Source organism: Streptomyces formicae (assembly GCF_002556545.1).
In the GTDB taxonomy this organism is placed as follows: domain Bacteria; phylum Actinomycetota; class Actinomycetes; order Streptomycetales; family Streptomycetaceae; genus Streptomyces; species Streptomyces formicae_A.
The window spans coordinates 7,560,154-7,574,118 of record NZ_CP022685.1; the positions used below are offsets into that span (position 1 = coordinate 7,560,154).

General features: G+C 66.7%; 12 protein-coding genes and 1 pseudogene. 9 read left to right on the forward strand and 4 right to left on the reverse strand.

What is annotated here, in order from left to right:
• The first annotated feature begins 325 nt into the window (after nucleotides 1–325).
• Nucleotides 326–1,799, forward strand: a pseudogene (locus tag KY5_RS32875) (UvrD-helicase domain-containing protein).
• A 324-nt stretch (nucleotides 1,800–2,123) separates the two neighbouring features.
• Here the strand turns inward: KY5_RS32875 and KY5_RS32880 are convergent.
• Nucleotides 2,124–2,618 carry a hypothetical protein gene (locus KY5_RS32880; protein WP_159072650.1) on the reverse strand — a complete coding sequence of 165 codons (495 nt, stop codon included), beginning with the start codon at nucleotides 2,616–2,618 and terminating at the stop codon, nucleotides 2,124–2,126.
• Nucleotides 2,593–2,793, reverse strand: coding sequence for a hypothetical protein (locus KY5_RS32885; protein WP_098245616.1), 201 nt, complete (start codon nucleotides 2,791–2,793; stop codon nucleotides 2,593–2,595). The genes KY5_RS32880 and KY5_RS32885 overlap by 26 nt, the downstream gene beginning before the upstream one ends.
• Nucleotides 2,794–3,257: 464 nt before the next feature.
• Here KY5_RS32885 and KY5_RS32890 point away from each other — a divergent pair, with 464 nt between their 5' ends.
• From KY5_RS32890 to KY5_RS32900, 3 genes are read left to right on the forward strand one after another with little or no spacing between them, the layout of a single operon-like run.
• Nucleotides 3,258–4,121, forward strand: a complete 864-nt coding sequence (locus KY5_RS32890) for a serine/threonine protein kinase (protein ID WP_098245617.1) — start codon at nucleotides 3,258–3,260, stop codon at nucleotides 4,119–4,121.
• Nucleotides 4,122–4,172: 51 nt separating this feature from the next.
• Entirely contained in the window at nucleotides 4,173–4,766 is a 594-nt protein-coding gene (locus tag KY5_RS32895; RefSeq protein WP_098245618.1) for an ABC-three component system middle component 2, read from the forward strand.
• Nucleotides 4,763–6,751 carry a DNA recombination protein RecN gene (locus KY5_RS32900; RefSeq protein ID WP_234362975.1) on the forward strand — a complete coding sequence of 663 codons (1,989 nt, stop codon included), beginning with the start codon at nucleotides 4,763–4,765 and terminating at the stop codon, nucleotides 6,749–6,751. The genes KY5_RS32895 and KY5_RS32900 overlap by 4 nt, the downstream gene beginning before the upstream one ends.
• 434 nt (nucleotides 6,752–7,185) lie before the next feature.
• Here KY5_RS32900 and KY5_RS32910 read toward each other — a convergent pair whose 3' ends face one another.
• Entirely contained in the window at nucleotides 7,186–7,410 is a 225-nt protein-coding gene (locus KY5_RS32910; protein ID WP_159072651.1) for a hypothetical protein, read from the reverse strand.
• A gap of 159 nt (nucleotides 7,411–7,569) precedes the next feature.
• Nucleotides 7,570–8,085: a GNAT family N-acetyltransferase gene (locus tag KY5_RS32915; RefSeq protein ID WP_234362976.1), complete on the reverse strand. Its 516-nt coding sequence runs from the start codon at nucleotides 8,083–8,085 to the stop codon at nucleotides 7,570–7,572.
• A 619-nt stretch (nucleotides 8,086–8,704) separates the two neighbouring features.
• Here KY5_RS32915 and KY5_RS32920 point away from each other — a divergent pair.
• From KY5_RS32920 to KY5_RS32940, 5 genes are read left to right on the forward strand one after another with little or no spacing between them, the layout of a single operon-like run.
• A complete protein-coding gene (locus KY5_RS32920) occupies nucleotides 8,705–9,754 on the forward strand; it encodes a SagB/ThcOx family dehydrogenase (protein WP_159072652.1) in 1,050 nt (349 codons plus the stop codon).
• Nucleotides 9,755–9,799: 45 nt separating this feature from the next.
• Nucleotides 9,800–10,846 (forward strand): SagB/ThcOx family dehydrogenase, encoded by a 1,047-nt coding sequence (locus KY5_RS32925; protein WP_159072653.1) that lies wholly within the window; start codon nucleotides 9,800–9,802, stop codon nucleotides 10,844–10,846.
• A 10-nt stretch (nucleotides 10,847–10,856) separates the two neighbouring features.
• Entirely contained in the window at nucleotides 10,857–11,609 is a 753-nt protein-coding gene (locus tag KY5_RS32930) for a SagB/ThcOx family dehydrogenase (RefSeq protein ID WP_098245624.1), read from the forward strand.
• A gap of 41 nt (nucleotides 11,610–11,650) precedes the next feature.
• The gene (locus KY5_RS32935; protein WP_234362977.1) at nucleotides 11,651–12,832 is read left to right on the forward strand and encodes a YcaO-like family protein; all 1,182 of its coding nucleotides are present in this window, start codon (nucleotides 11,651–11,653) and stop codon (nucleotides 12,830–12,832) included.
• A gap of 28 nt (nucleotides 12,833–12,860) precedes the next feature.
• Entirely contained in the window at nucleotides 12,861–13,877 is a 1,017-nt protein-coding gene (locus KY5_RS32940; protein ID WP_098245626.1) for a nitroreductase family protein, read from the forward strand.
• The last annotated feature ends 88 nt before the right edge of the window (nucleotides 13,878–13,965 follow it).

Here is a 13,965-nt window from a genome sequence, read left to right on the forward strand (position 1 = left end):
AGTCAGCCCGTCGAGTGTTCCTCGGGGATGCGGCCGGTTCCGTCGCCTCAACTGCAGCGGCCGACAGGCTAACGCCGCGTTCCACTGCAGCGTGTTCATCCCTCTGCGAGGCGATCCGCGGACCCAGGACTACTACATGCGCCGTATCAGGAGTGCATGATCTGGCGCGAAATCGTCTGATGCCTCCATCGCTTTGCGGCCCAGGAGCGTTCCACCTTGTCAGACCTTTAGAGCCTCGGCCCCCGTTGTAGGGGCTGTTGTGAGGCGTGAAGCCCCCGCGTCGATGAGGGCTTCACGCCCTCACCCCGCCCCAAGGACCCACCGAGTGAACCCCACCGACGAACAGACCGCTGCCGCCGACGCGTTCACCGCTGGCGCACATCTGGCCCTGCAGGCCAGCGCCGGCACCGGCAAGACCAGCACCCTGGCCCTACTCGCCCACAGCACCGAGCGCCGCGGCCGCTACCTCGCCTACAACCGCGCCATCGCCATCGCCATCGCCATCGCCACCGACGCCCGCACCCGCTTCCCCGCCTCCGTCACCTGCAAGATCGCCCACGCCCTCGCCTTCGCCGCCATCGGCCACCGTTACACCCGCCGCCTGAACGCCCCCCCGCCGCCCCGCCTGGCTGACCGGCCAGGCACTTGGCCTCACCCAACCGCTACGCATCGGCAAACGGGAGCTCTCCCAACGCGCCCTGTCCAATGCCGCCCTGCGCACGGTGGCCCGCTACTGCCACACCGCCGACGCCACCCTCACCAAACGCCATGTCCCGCGGCTGCGCGGCCTCGAGGACCCAGGCCATCACGCCGAACTCGCCAACCACCTGCTTCCGTTCGCCCAGCGGGCTTGGATTGACCTGCAGCACTTCGACGACAGCGCCGTCCGCTGCGACCACGACCACTACCTCAAGATCTGGGCCCTGACCCGGCCCCGCATCGACGCCGAGTTCCTCCTCCTGGACGAGGCCCAGGACACCAACCCCGTCGTCGAACAGATCTTCCTCGCCCAGCGCGAGCACGCCCAGCTCGTCCTCGTCGGCGACTCCGCCCAGGCCATCTACCAGTGGCGTGGCGCCAAGGACGTCATGACCGGCTTCGAGGGCACCCACTTCGCCCTCTCCCGATCCTTCCGCTTCGGCCCCCACCTCGCTGCCGAGGCCAACCGCTGGCTCGGCCTCGCAGCAGCCCCGCTCCGGCTGACCGGCACCGACACTGTCTCCACCGAACTCGGCCCTGTGGAGCGGCCCGATGTGGTGCTGTGCCGCACCAACGTTGGCGCCATGGCCCAGGTCATGCAGCTCATGACGGCCGGATTCCGGGTCGCTCTGGCCGGTGGCGGCCAGAGCTTGAACGCCCTCGCCCAGGCCGCCAAGGACCTCAAGGAGGGCCGCCGCACCCACCACCCGGAACTGGTCCTGTTCACCACCTGGGGCGACCTCCAGGACTACGCGTCCCACGACCCCAGCGGCCGCGATCTGCAGCCGCTCGTCGACCTCGTCGACACCCACGGACCCGACGCCATCCTCACCGCGGTTGCTCACCTGGCCCCGGAAGGCGCCGCAGACGTCACGGTCTCCACCGCCCACAAGGCCAAGGGCCGGGAATGGGCCACCGTGCGGATCGCCGACGACTTCGCGCCCCCGGCCCCGCCCGCCACCAACGAGGGTGCACAGCCGGCGTCGCCACTACCGGTTGACGACGCCGAGGCGCGCCTCGCGTATGTAGCCGTCATCCGCACCCGGGTCCGGCTGGATCATGGCAGTCTGGCCTGGATCGATGGCACACGCCAGTCGTGAGCGCCCCCTGAAGACCGCTAAGACGCTTCATCAGTGCCCTCATCACTAAGTTCGTACGTTGCGTTCCTCAGCAATCGGAAGGCTGCGCGGTCATCCTTTTCGACCAAGAGGCGGAGCGCCGTTTCCTGGTCGATCGTCCTGTGTCTCAGAGCGTTCAAGATCTGCCGAACCTGCATGGGCGAGTCGGAGAGGTTGCTGCCTCCAGCAGCGCTGTCAGCTCTTCAGGTTCGGCGACGGCCAGAACGTTAGGGATATCGTCCATGTCGACCGTGCCAGGAAGCTTCGAGTCCAGAATCGTCAAGTCGCTATCTGAAGCCGTCGGGCTCAGCATGACGCGGGTCTGCCAGGCGTATGCAACTCTGTCGCACTCCGTGCCGTACTGGCGAAACGATGTGCGTCTTCCGCGACCAGCCAGCGCACGGACGCGGTGAACCATTCGTGCCCGTCGATCTCGCGGGCGCTGACGTCCGACACGGTGTCGAGAGTAACTGCTCTCGGCTCCCACCTCCGAGCGCTCAACCTCCCACGCATTCCATCCTCGTACAGCAGGGACCCATGGACGGTCTGAAACCGCCGGGTCGCACCGCGGGTAGCTTCCAAGACCGCCGCAAGGCTCTCCTCGGTGTCCAGGAGCGCTTGGACGTCCTCAACCTCTGCATCAACTGCGGTGGCGAACTTCTCCAGGACGCCGTCGAGCGAGGTGAAGAGGAAGAACTGGTTTTCCAGGCCGCGTAGGTCCTTTTCCATGGGTGGAGGGAAGGACGTGCCGTCACCGAAGTCTTCCGTGTTGTTGCTAACGAAGTAGACGGTCGATGACATCGGCGAGCTCTGCAAACCGTGCCCGCCAGTGCTTGCGAACGTGCTCGTCGTCGAACCGCCTGGGGTGCACGATGTCTGCCCAAGGGGTGGCCTTGCGCAGGACGCTCACCGCCTCCAAAGCCGCGTCGTGCTTCGCCCTATAGCTGAGGACCTGCTGCGCGGCGATCTCCTCCATCGCGATCCAGGGGGACAGCGATCCGCTCGACCTTCGCGGCCCGAACCGCGCGGAGCATGTCGGCGGCGGGCCCCCGCAGCGAGATCGACTTGGGGATGTTCGCGTCCAGAATGATCAAGGCGGGTGGCTCCGTCTCCCTCGGATCCGAGTCGTACAACCACACTCTCTCAACTTCTGATCACTGAGTGGAGGTGCATTTCTGTTTCGGCCCGCGGCGAGAGGGGCGACACGGAATATGTCACCGGTGCATCACAGGGGCTTGATCCCCTCTCCGGCCACGACTAACGTCAATTTGACTCTGTGTGACGGGAGTTTGCCGAGAGTCTCGCCGTGGTGATCGCGAGCCGGCCGGGGGAGGGGAGCACGCACTGAACGCTGTCGCAGCCGGGGTTCCTCCTATCAACTTCGCTGTCCACTACGTTCGTGGTGGCGGAGCCGGCGGAGCCCGAGACGACTTCGAGAACATGATCACTGAACTGGCAGGGTGCACGACCCCCGGCGTTCGGATGATCGCCGCGAACCCCGGAGACTGGGGCATCGACGCATTCGCCGGTGACCTCGGTGGCGACATCACGGTGTGGCAGGCCAAGTACTTTTGGCCCACCACGAAAGAGGGGCACCAGCAGCAGATTCGCGAGTCCCTGAAATCCCTTCTGGACACCGCCGCGAAGAAGGACCACGAGGTCAGGATGTGGATCCTGTGCATACCGTCCACGATGGATGGCCCGACCATGGCGTGGTGGGACAGGTGGAAGAAGCGCCAGGAACGAGATCACAACCTGGTGATCGACCTGTGGGACGAAGTGCGGCTGACCAGGCTGCTGCATGCTCCGGAGGCCGATGACGTCCGGCGCTGCTACTACGAGGCGTACCGCGCGGAGCCTTCCGAGGCTGAGCCCCGAGATCTGGTCGATATGGACGACGACAATGCCACGGCGCTGGAGTCCGCCCTCTTCATCATGCAGATAAGAGAGGCTGGCCACATCGAGCTCGACTCCGCCAAACGTCAGTTCTTCAACGCTGATGTTGTGGCACGGGAGATCGCGCACAAGGGAGTCCCTGCGGAGCTGAAGGCGCTGCGATCGACGGACGAGACCCTCCACGGACTGTGGGAAGCGCGGTTCAACCAGTGCTGGGTCGAGGACAAGTTCCCGCGCTTGCACGCGGAAGTGTGGTCCGACGTGAGGGCCGAGCACCCCCAACTCCCCAAGACCCTGCGGCTCGACCTGCTGCACGCATGGGGTCTTGTGCACCGGTTGGTGGACAACCGGAAGGCGGGATGGGTTAAGCATTGGCGGGACATCGCCGAGTCCCACACCAACCCATGACGGCCACCAGGCCGACGAGCCGGCCCGCAATCGCGCAAGGAGGGTACTGAGGTGGAGACTGATCGCCCGGTCGCGATGCCGGAGGACGAAGTTCAGTTCCGGCTGGCCCAACTGCTGCTCCTGCTGGATGCCTTGGCCGGCCAGGACCTTCCGGGGGCGACGCTGGAGAGGATGGGGTACTACGACTTCCTCTCCGCCAACCCTTTTTTGGTGGTGAACGCAGAGAGCAGGGATGCCTCCCTGCTCCGGCTTGCCGGCTTCGACCCCCGCACGCTGTCGTACGCCTCGTCGGGGCAGCGCTTCACCAGCCGCCGAGAGCGCATTCAGCACGATCTCAGCTTGCTCGTTGCCTACGGCTGCTGCCACGTCACAGCTGAGGAGGGAAACCTGCTGTACGCCATCACCAGCCACGGTCGACACGTGAGTTCACAGCTCACCACCGCCTATGCCGCCTCCTTCTCGACCGCGGCCAACATGATCGTCGGCAAGCTCAAGCGGCTGAGTGACGCCAAGCTGCGCAGGGAATCAGCGACCTGGCTGCGCCTGGACGGCGGACACAATCCCGGCGCGGCGCTGGCGCATCTCCTCGGTGCCGCGAACCGCCCGTTGTCGTCCGTGGCTCCTCTATGGATGGAGGCCGAGTGAGCGCCACCACCGGAATCCGGATCAGGCGGCTGCGGCTTGTCGGAGTCGACCGCAACTACGACGTCGACTTCACCGACGGCGGGGACGTGCGCCGTCTGTCCGTCATTTCCGGCGCCTTCAGCTCCGGAAAGACCGCGGTGCTGGAATTTGTTGCCTACGGGCTGGGGGCGAAGAGGCATCCGCGTCACCCGGAGGTCATGCGCAAGGTGCGCGCCTCGCTCCTCGAGGTGGAACTCTCCGGCGTCCCCCATGTCATCGAACGTGCCGTGGGTGAGCCCTCGACGACGGCCTTCGTCCGGAAAGGGCGCCTGGACGAGCCCTCCACCACCACTGCCGAACGCCGGCGGATCGATCCAGCTGGCCATGCAGAAAGCCTGTCCACGCTGCTGCTCAGCCACTGCGGCCTGGAGGGCGTACAGCTCCGCGAAGCACCGACCAGTTCCGAGTCCCGCACGGATCCCCTCAGCTTCCGGGACCTGATGTGGCTGACGTTCCTGACCAACGAACGGGTTGCCGACAAGAACTTCCTGTTCGAGAACAGCTACATGCGCAAGCACAAGCTTCGCCAGGTCGTCGATGTCGTCTTCGCGGTCCACGACGACCGTCGAGTCGAGATCGGCTCACGCATCAAGGAGTTGGAAAACCGGCTGGGGCGATCACGCTCCGAACTCACCACGGCACGCTCATTCGTCGAAGAACAGAACACCGCATCTACCGGTGCCCAGACGCGCCTGGACGTTGAGCGAAAGCTCGCGGACATCACACGAGAACTCGAGGCCATCGACGCACAGGCACGAGCAGCCACTGACTTCGCCACGCAGCTCCGGGCTCGCCACAACAGCGCGGCGCAGGAGGCGCAGTCCGCGACCGCCGTGCTCAGAGACCACCAGACACAGCTGGCGCGCATGTTGCCTCTTCGGGCGCAGTATGCGGACGACCTGCTGAAACTGGGGATGCTCGCGCAGGCCAAGCACCTTTTCGATCCCCTGCGCGTCCGGACCTGCCCGGCTTGCCTGCAACCGCTCCAGGAAACGCCGCATACCGACGGTGGGCAGTGCAGTCTGTGCCACCACCCAGTCGAGGTCTCTTCAGGCAGCGCAACAAACCTGGGCTCGGCCGCCGCCCGGGCCGTGCGGCCCGAGGACCAGCTCGACGTTGCAGCCGAGACCCGGGCGACCAAAGCCCGACTGAAGGCGATCACGACCTACATCGAGGAGCTGGAGCAGTCTCTCGGCAGTGCGGAAAGGCGGGCAGTTGACGCGGCGGCGGAAGAACAGCGCATGGCCAAGGCACTCGACGAAGCAACCGAGCCTGTCGTTTCGACCTTCCTGAGCGCTCGCGACGAGCTGCATCGCCGCCAGATGCAGGCGAACCGGCAGCTCGATGAATTCGACACCGCTGCTCGGCTTGAAGAGGCACTGGAGAAGCGCGCAGCCAAAGTTGCACAACAAGAATCTCAACTGCAGCATCTGCGCGATGAGCTGGAGAGCCTGGGGGACGCGGCAGCGGACCGCGACCACGTGCTGCGTGAGATCAGCAAACGCTACGCCCGTCTGCTCACCGAGTGGCACTACCCCAAACTCAGCATGCCGCACATCGCCGATGACCTCACCCCACACGTCCGAGGAGAGCCATACCAGGAAGCGTCCTCTGGAGCCCGCACCTTGATCACCCTCGCCTGGCAGCTCGCCGTGTTCGAGGTTGCTGTTGAGAAGGGCGCGGCCCACCCTGGATTCCTGATGATCGACAGCCCGCAGAAAAACCTCGGACACGGCAGGACTCGCGATTCACTGATCGCCGACGCCGTGAGCATCGAAGACTTCTACCGCTTCCTACGCCAGTGGCTGGACGACCACAGTGATACCGCCCAGGTCATCATCGCCGACAACAGCCCACCCGCTGAGGCAGAGGGCGACGTCATCGTTCAGTACAGCAGGGACGAGGAACATCCGCCCTACGGACTCGTCGAGGACGAGATCGGATAGGAACTGTCTGGCCGATCAAGATTTCGGCAGGAAGCAGCTCGTGTCCTTGGACGAGCCTGTCCCCGAGTGACCGTCCGAGGCGGTGAGTAGGGACGGGAGATCGGATCCCTAGGTCCCTTCAACACGCTGAACTTGACAGGGAACACACCCTGTCCGTGTAGGGCTTCGTGGTCAGCTGCCCGCCGCTGCCGCCAAGCAGAGTCCCGCACCAGAAGGTGTCGCCCTCGTGGTGGCGGCGGAAGGCACCCAGCTCGATCGCCTCCATCGGCAGCATCAACGGATCCTCTGAGTCCGCGCTGCCCAGCACCGCCGTCTAGATCCGCCGCTTGTCCGTGGGCACGAATTCCTCCCTTGCGCTTACAACTCAGGTTGTCATCAGCGGGGTTCAGCATCCAGATCGCGTTCCGGCTGGTCCTGTCGCACCTGACCGGCACTCATCGCCTTTCCCAGGTAGCGCACCCCAGGTTCAGGTGCCCGAGGTCGGCCAGGCGCTGCACCTGGGCGACGAACGCCCGGGTGAACAGACGCTGCGCCGACGGCTCGCCGTACCGGTCGATGTGGTCGACGACCAGCTGGTGGTCGGCGGCGGCGCGGCTGCGCAGCGGCTGGGCGACCTCACCGAGCTCTACCGCACGGATGGCGACAGAGTCGACGGACACCTCCCACTCGATACGCCCGGCAGCATGAGCGGAGGCGGTGAGTCGTCTGTCGCGCACCAGCCCTAACCTCTCACTAGCCCGCCCGTCACGTTCACGCCAGGCGTCGGACACCACAAGGACGGCCTTTGCCGGGGCTTCCTTGCTACGCCCCCGTGGCGGTCAGGTCAGGGGTAGCTCGTAGCGCACCTCTGGTACGGGGGTTCCGTCGATGTCGGAGCTCTCCTCGTGGCCATCGAGGCGGAAGCCCGACTGCTCGTAGAAGCGCCGTGCGGGGGCGTTTCCCTGGAGGACCCAGAGCCTCACCCAGGGCAGGCCACGGCGGTGCGCCTCGGAGACGACCTTGTCCATCAGCGCCGTACCGACCCCTGTGGATTGCTGCTCGGGCAGCACGTACATGGCGTACAACTCGCCGCCCCGCGGCGGCCCTTCGGGCTCCGGGTGGGGCCCGAAGCAGGCCCACCCCGCGACCTTGCCCGCGCGTTCGGCGACCCAGTTGGCCATGGCGCCGGCGCCGCGTTCCAGGAACGCGCGGCGCTGCTTGGCGTCTTCCGTCACGGACATCGAGTCCAGATAGGGCTGCGGCATGAGTCCCGTATAGGCCGTCTGCCAGCCGCGCACGCGCACTTCGGCCACTGCGTCGACGTCGTCCAGTGTCATCTCGCGTATGAGAAGCATGCCGCGATGATAACGAATTACTTCACCGTCCGCCGCAATGCAGGATCCGGGGACCCCCCCGGGAATAACCGAAAGGAACCTTCGGGTTCGCTTTTCATGAATATGAAACATTGCCGCAACATGAGAGGTTGACATGCCTCCCCAGGGAGGGGCAAGGTGATCATGGATGCCGGATTCCAGGAAAAAGAAAATGTGACCTTGTTCGCGTAACTCGAGAGGAATATCCATGGGCGCTCAGCTGCGAGAGAATGGCGCACCCACCGAGGGGGCCACTAAGCGGATTCCTTCAGAATTCGAGCTGGAGCTTTCCGAGATCCAGCCGATTGTAGCCCTGAAGCAGGGTTGCGTGTGCCCGCCCGGGGGGTGCTCCTAAAGCAGGGCTGCATGCGCCTGCCCGGGCAGCGCTGATGTAGTCGGATCATAATCCGGGCCCCAGCCTTCCGGTGCAATCTTCTCGGCATTTATCATTCCTTTCGGCATCTGTCGTGGCGCCCAGATTCTTGGGTGGCACGGATGGGATGAGGAGATTCCAGAAATCCCCGGAATGGCTGGGGCCATGGCTTTTCAGAGAGTACGCGGAATGCGAATACGACGAGCATTTGACCTGCAGGTCCAGGTCGTGGGAGAGAGCACCCTCCTCCTCAGCCCTCGTGAAGGCGTGATCTACCGGGGGCGGGCGCTCAAGAACTCGGTCCTCAACCTGCTGCTGACGGAACTGGGTTGCTGGACGGACATCGACCAGGCGGTCCGGCGCCTGGTGGAGCTCGACGGCGGCGCACCGGAATCGGCACGCGCGCGGGTAAACCAGCTCATCGAGTCAAGGCTGCTGGTCTCGGACGAGGACTCGACCCAGCGTGATGTCTTCGCCGGAGCGGAGTCTTGGGGACACTACGGCTGGGCTGAGGCATTCGCCTACCACGCAGCCGCAGACGCGGTTCGGCGCGTGGACTACACCACACAGGACGGTCAGCGACACGACGTGGCCGCCATGCGGAAGTACGTCGCAGAGAGTCCCGCGCCGCCTGTGTACATGCCGTCCGCCTCGGAGGAGGTATTTCCGCTCGGCCCGCCACGCACCGAGTTGGGTGCGTACACGGCCGAGCTATTGGCCGACGGCTCCCCCTCGGCGCGGGCAGGAAGGGCGCTGAGCGGCGAGGAACTCTCCACCCTCTTGTGGTACGGGTTTGGCCGCACCGGCACTAAAAAGCTGCCGGTCACTGGCGAGCACCTGCTTAAAACGAGTCCTTCAGGCGGAAGTCGGCATCCAACAGAGGCCTACCTCGTGGTGTTGAATTCCCCCGATGTGCCCCTCGGTATCCACCACTACTCGGTGCGCGACCATGCCTTGGAGTTCATCACCGGCGATGTGGAACGGGCTTGGGTCGACCGCAACGTGATCGGGAAGCCGGAATGGACCGCTTGCGCGCCGACAGCCGTACTGATTCTCACCAGCCGGGTCGAGCTGAACATGTACCGCTATCGCGAGAACTACTCCTACCGGCCGGTGCATCACGACGTGGGGCACTTGGTTGAGACCACGTCTCTGGTCGCGCGAGCCATCGGCTGCCGGACCTTCTCCGGCTATTCAGTTGACGAACGTGCCGTCGCTTCGAAACTTGGTAACGCGCGGTTGCTCAACCCTGCTATGGCCTTCATTCTTCTGTCCTGAAGGCCCGAAAGAGACCCACCTGTGAAGTATTCACTCAATGAGTTCATGCGCATACGGCTGGAGGAACGGCCAGTATGCGACCTCCTGTTGGAAGGGCGGACGTTCCGGCTGCCCGACGCACGCTGCCTCCCCGTGCTGACCGGTATCGAGGAGCCGGTGGACCGGGACTGGCTGGTGGCCCGCTTCTCGCGGGAACTGTCCCGGGACACTGATGATGCGACCGAGTTCGTCGACCGGCTCGTCGAGAGCCGTATTCTGCGGCCCGCAGACAGCGAGCACCCGCTCATGCCGGAGGTCCGCTCCTGGCAGCAGTACGGGTGGACAGACGCGCTGATCTTCCACTGTCTGACCGAGGGCCGCCCCTACAGCGACGTGCTGGGCGCGCAGGCCCCCGAACCCGCCGGATCCGTGTTGGCCAAGCGCATCGCGCAGCAGGAGGTACCGCCCTTCTGGAAGCACCTGCCCGTGCCCTACCAGCCGCTGCCGCCCGCCCTCGACTACCCCGAGCGGGACCTCGCGGACGTTTTGCTGTCCCGGCGCAGCCATGTCGCCTGGTCGGAACAGCAGCTGACGGCGGAGCAGCTCAGCCGGGTGCTGCGGGACGCCAACGCGCCGCTGCTGGAGATGCGCTGTGCCGCCGAGCAGGACTACCGCACCTCACCGGACGTCCTGATGCGCAACACGTACGGCGATCTGGAGACGTACGTCGTCGTGTACGACGTGGTCGGCCTGGAGCCCGGTATCTACCATTACGCGCCCGACCGGCACGCGCTGGGGCTGGTCGAGGCCGGGGATTTCCGCGACCGGGTACGCACCGCTTTCGTCGGGCAGAAGAGTGCGGGCTCCGGTTCTTGCTCGCTTCTGATTTCGGCCGTGTGGGAGCGCCATATGTTCCGCTACGCGAACGATCCGCGCGCCTATCGAACCGTCATGACGATCATGGGCCAGTTCGCGCAGCGCTATCTAGTGGCGTGGACCGCCTTCGGCTTCACCACGTTCCCCACCCCGGCCCACCATCCGGAACTCACCGATGCCCTGCTCGGCACGGACCGTTTCGAGGAGTCCGGAATCTATCTGATCACCGCTGGCTGACGGGATTTCCATGAGCGACACCACTGTCGATGTGCCGCCTTCCTATTACGTCCAGGGGGCCGTCGGCTTCCATCGCCAGTCCAGTTACGGCAACTTCCCAGAGCCGCGGCACCCCGCACTGATGCCAGGGCCCCAGGACTCCGCAGCCGGTGTCGTGGAGCCCGGCCGCACAGCCGGGGAAGTCCCCGCACCCGTCCCCGAACTCCTGGCGAACCTCACGGCGCTGCTGGCCCGCCGGGCTTCGCACCGGGTGCGCGGAGCCCGCCTGTCCAAGACACTGCTGGCCGACTGCCTGCGCATGGCACTGGCCCCCTCCCCCGCCACGCGCCGCCGCCCCTATGCCAGCGCCGGGAACACCTGCCCGATCACCCCGTACCTCCTGGTCCAGGACGTTCCCGAGATGGAGCCGGGCCTGCTTCTGCGCTGGGACCCGGACACTGCCGCGCTACGGCCCCTCGGCCGCCGCGAGAGTGCGCACGCAGACCTGCTGCGCACCCAGCAACTCAACGCCCGCACGGTGCAGGCGGTGGTCCTGCTGGTCGCCGACCTCCAGGAGATCGGCGCACGCTATGGGGAACGCTCCTATCGCTACGCTCTGGTGGAGGCCGGGCAGATCGCCCAGAACCTCTCCCTCGTCTTCACCGCGGCCGGTGTCGCGCACTGCCCGGTCGGCGGGTTCGACGACGTGGCGGCGCGCGAACTGCTCGGTGCGAGGGATCCGTCCGAAGCCGCACTCTGCGTCCATACGGTGGCCCTGCCGTGACGGACGGCGGGTACCTCGGGCCGGCTCCCGAGGAGGTTGCCGTGCGCTGCCAGGGCTGTCACCTGCTGTGGGCAGCCGAAGCCCGGGCGGGCGGCTGGCCGGTGCACGCCGCGGACGGGCCGGTGCTGCCGCATCCGCTGTGCCCGCGCGGCCACGACGGTCATCTTGACAAGGCCCCCGCGGAGAGGCCAGTGGACCTCGCTCCCTCTGCCGGGCCGCTGCTCGCCGAACGCCTCGTCCATGAACCAGGGTTGGACCTGTGGATGTCGGACGTCGTGCTCACCACGCCGGTCGGGCCGCACGGCCACGCCGCTGTGGTGGGTGGCGGCCTGTCGCGCGACCGGGAGACCTCGCGACTGATCGGCTGGGCCGAGGCCATCGAACGACGCTGCGCACTGCGGCGGCCCCGGGGCGCCGTGCGCCGCCTGTCCGACGGCCTGGCGGAAGGGGCAGCCCTGCGCTCATGGCACGTGGCGGGCAAGTACCTCGCCACGGGGGAACCCACCTGGATACCGCTGGCTGACGCGACGCTGACCGGAACGACTGACAGCACGGGCATGGCAGCCTTCCCCACCCTCGACGGCGCGCTCCGCGGTGGCCTGCGCGAATGGGGGGAACGCGCGGCACTGGCCCAGTGGTGGAGCGGCGGCACGGGTGTGCGCTGCTGGGACCACACCGGCCTGGCGGCATCCCTGCTGGCCGCTTCGGCCACGGTCGCCTCCGGAGCCACATGCCAGGTGTGGCACACCTCGTGGGGGCCGCTGCAGGTCGCAGGATGCCTCCTGATAACGCCGACAGAAACAGGGCCACGCGCCATTTTCGGCTCCGGCGCGGCCGCCGACACCGCCTCGGCAGTGGTATCCGCATACCACGAGGCACTGCAACTGCACGTGACGGCGGGCGTGATACGCGGCCCGGACGGCGCGGCCCGGTTCGGTCCCCAATACGTGGGAGCGCCGCTGTCCGAAGAGTTCCTCAACCGGTTCTGTGCCGAGTTCCCGGTGGAGCGCGGCTGCGCCGCTGTCCCGGAGAACCGTGAAGGGCGCGACACCGACCTGAACGGGCTCCTCGCCGCAGCCGGTCCACGTACCGCTGCCGTCGACTGTGCCGACCCTCTCGCGGACGCGCTCGGGCTGCACGTGGTCCGAGTCGTCTGCCCGGACTTGCCCCGCTGGTCGGCGCGCACCGCCTCCCCTACCGGACTGACCCCCGCGTTCCTGTGAGCGCGAACGCGACAGAAAAGAAAACCACGTGAGTGATCATCAGCCTGACCTTCAGCGGTGGGCCGTCTCGCCGACCGTGTCCCTGGTCCGGCTCGACGGCACATGGCTGTGGGAGGACCCCGCCCGGGGCGCGCACCGCCGTCTGCGCACCATGCCCTCCTGGCTGGGGCCTCTGTTGGCCCGGCTGCTGGCCGGACCCGCGCTGCCGTGGCAGTCGCTGACCTCAGCGGCCGAGGATTGTGGCGTGCCCGCCGACCGGACCGAGGGCTGTCTCAACTCCCTGGTGACCGCCGGCCTGCTGGTGTCCGGCGGCACCACCGGTCCTGACCGGGACACTGCCGCGCTGCGGGACCGGCAGTGGGCCCTGGTGTCGCCCCCGGCCGACTACACACGGCCCAGCACTGTCGATGAGGACATCACACTCATGTGGCGCCAGGCGGCCGCGGAGGTGCCGCCACCGGCCTACCACCGCTTTGGCGACGGTCCGCGCGTGGCACTGCCCCATCCGGTGCTGGACGCGCCTGGGCATCCGCTCGATGCCCTAGGGCACCTGCTGTATCTGACACACGGAGTGCTGGAGGACGCGGCCATCGGACCGCTGCCCAGAACCCGGCGAGTGCCGCCCTCACACGGCGCCGCGCACCCGTTCGACCTGACGGTGACCACCCGAACAGTGCTGGAGGAGGTGAGCACGTATGGGTACGACCCCTCGGAGCACGCTTTGGTGCCGCTGGCCGACGAAGTCCCGGAAACAGGGACGCCCGCGGCGGAGCCCGACTTGCTGCCCGAGGCCGATGTGCTGACCATCCACCTCGTCGCCGAGCGCGTGCAGTGGCGCTACCGCAGCAGCACTGCGTACCCGACGATCTTCCTGGACCTGGGGCATCTCGTGGAAACCCTGTACACCACTGCCGCTCACCTCGGATGGCAGGTCACCGATCTCCCCTCGCGCGGGGCTCCGTTGTTCAGGCCAAGAGCCGAGACCGGGACCGTACTGACGCGCCTGGCCCTGCGGCACCGTCCTGTCGCCGGGGGCGAGCGGTGACCGCCGGGCTGCGAGCGGCACTCGATGGCCTGCGGCACGCACTGCGAACGGGCTCTCCGGAGCAAGGCCGCGCCGCCCTGCACCAGGT

Excerpts from the sequence above, each read along its gene's own strand:
- KY5_RS32880 (WP_159072650.1), bottom strand. The coding sequence starts at position 2,618 with ATGTCATCGACCGTCTACTTCGTTAGCAACAACACGGAAGACTTCGGT.
- KY5_RS32885 (WP_098245616.1), bottom strand. The coding sequence starts at position 2,793 with ATGGAGGAGATCGCCGCGCAGCAGGTCCTCAGCTATAGGGCGAAGCAC.
- KY5_RS32890 (WP_098245617.1), top strand. The coding sequence starts at position 3,258 with ATGATCACTGAACTGGCAGGGTGCACGACCCCCGGCGTTCGGATGATC.
- KY5_RS32915 (WP_234362976.1), bottom strand. The coding sequence starts at position 8,085 with ATGCTTCTCATACGCGAGATGACACTGGACGACGTCGACGCAGTGGCC.
- KY5_RS32925 (WP_159072653.1), top strand. The coding sequence starts at position 9,800 with ATGCGCATACGGCTGGAGGAACGGCCAGTATGCGACCTCCTGTTGGAA.
- KY5_RS32930 (WP_098245624.1), top strand. The coding sequence starts at position 10,857 with ATGAGCGACACCACTGTCGATGTGCCGCCTTCCTATTACGTCCAGGGG.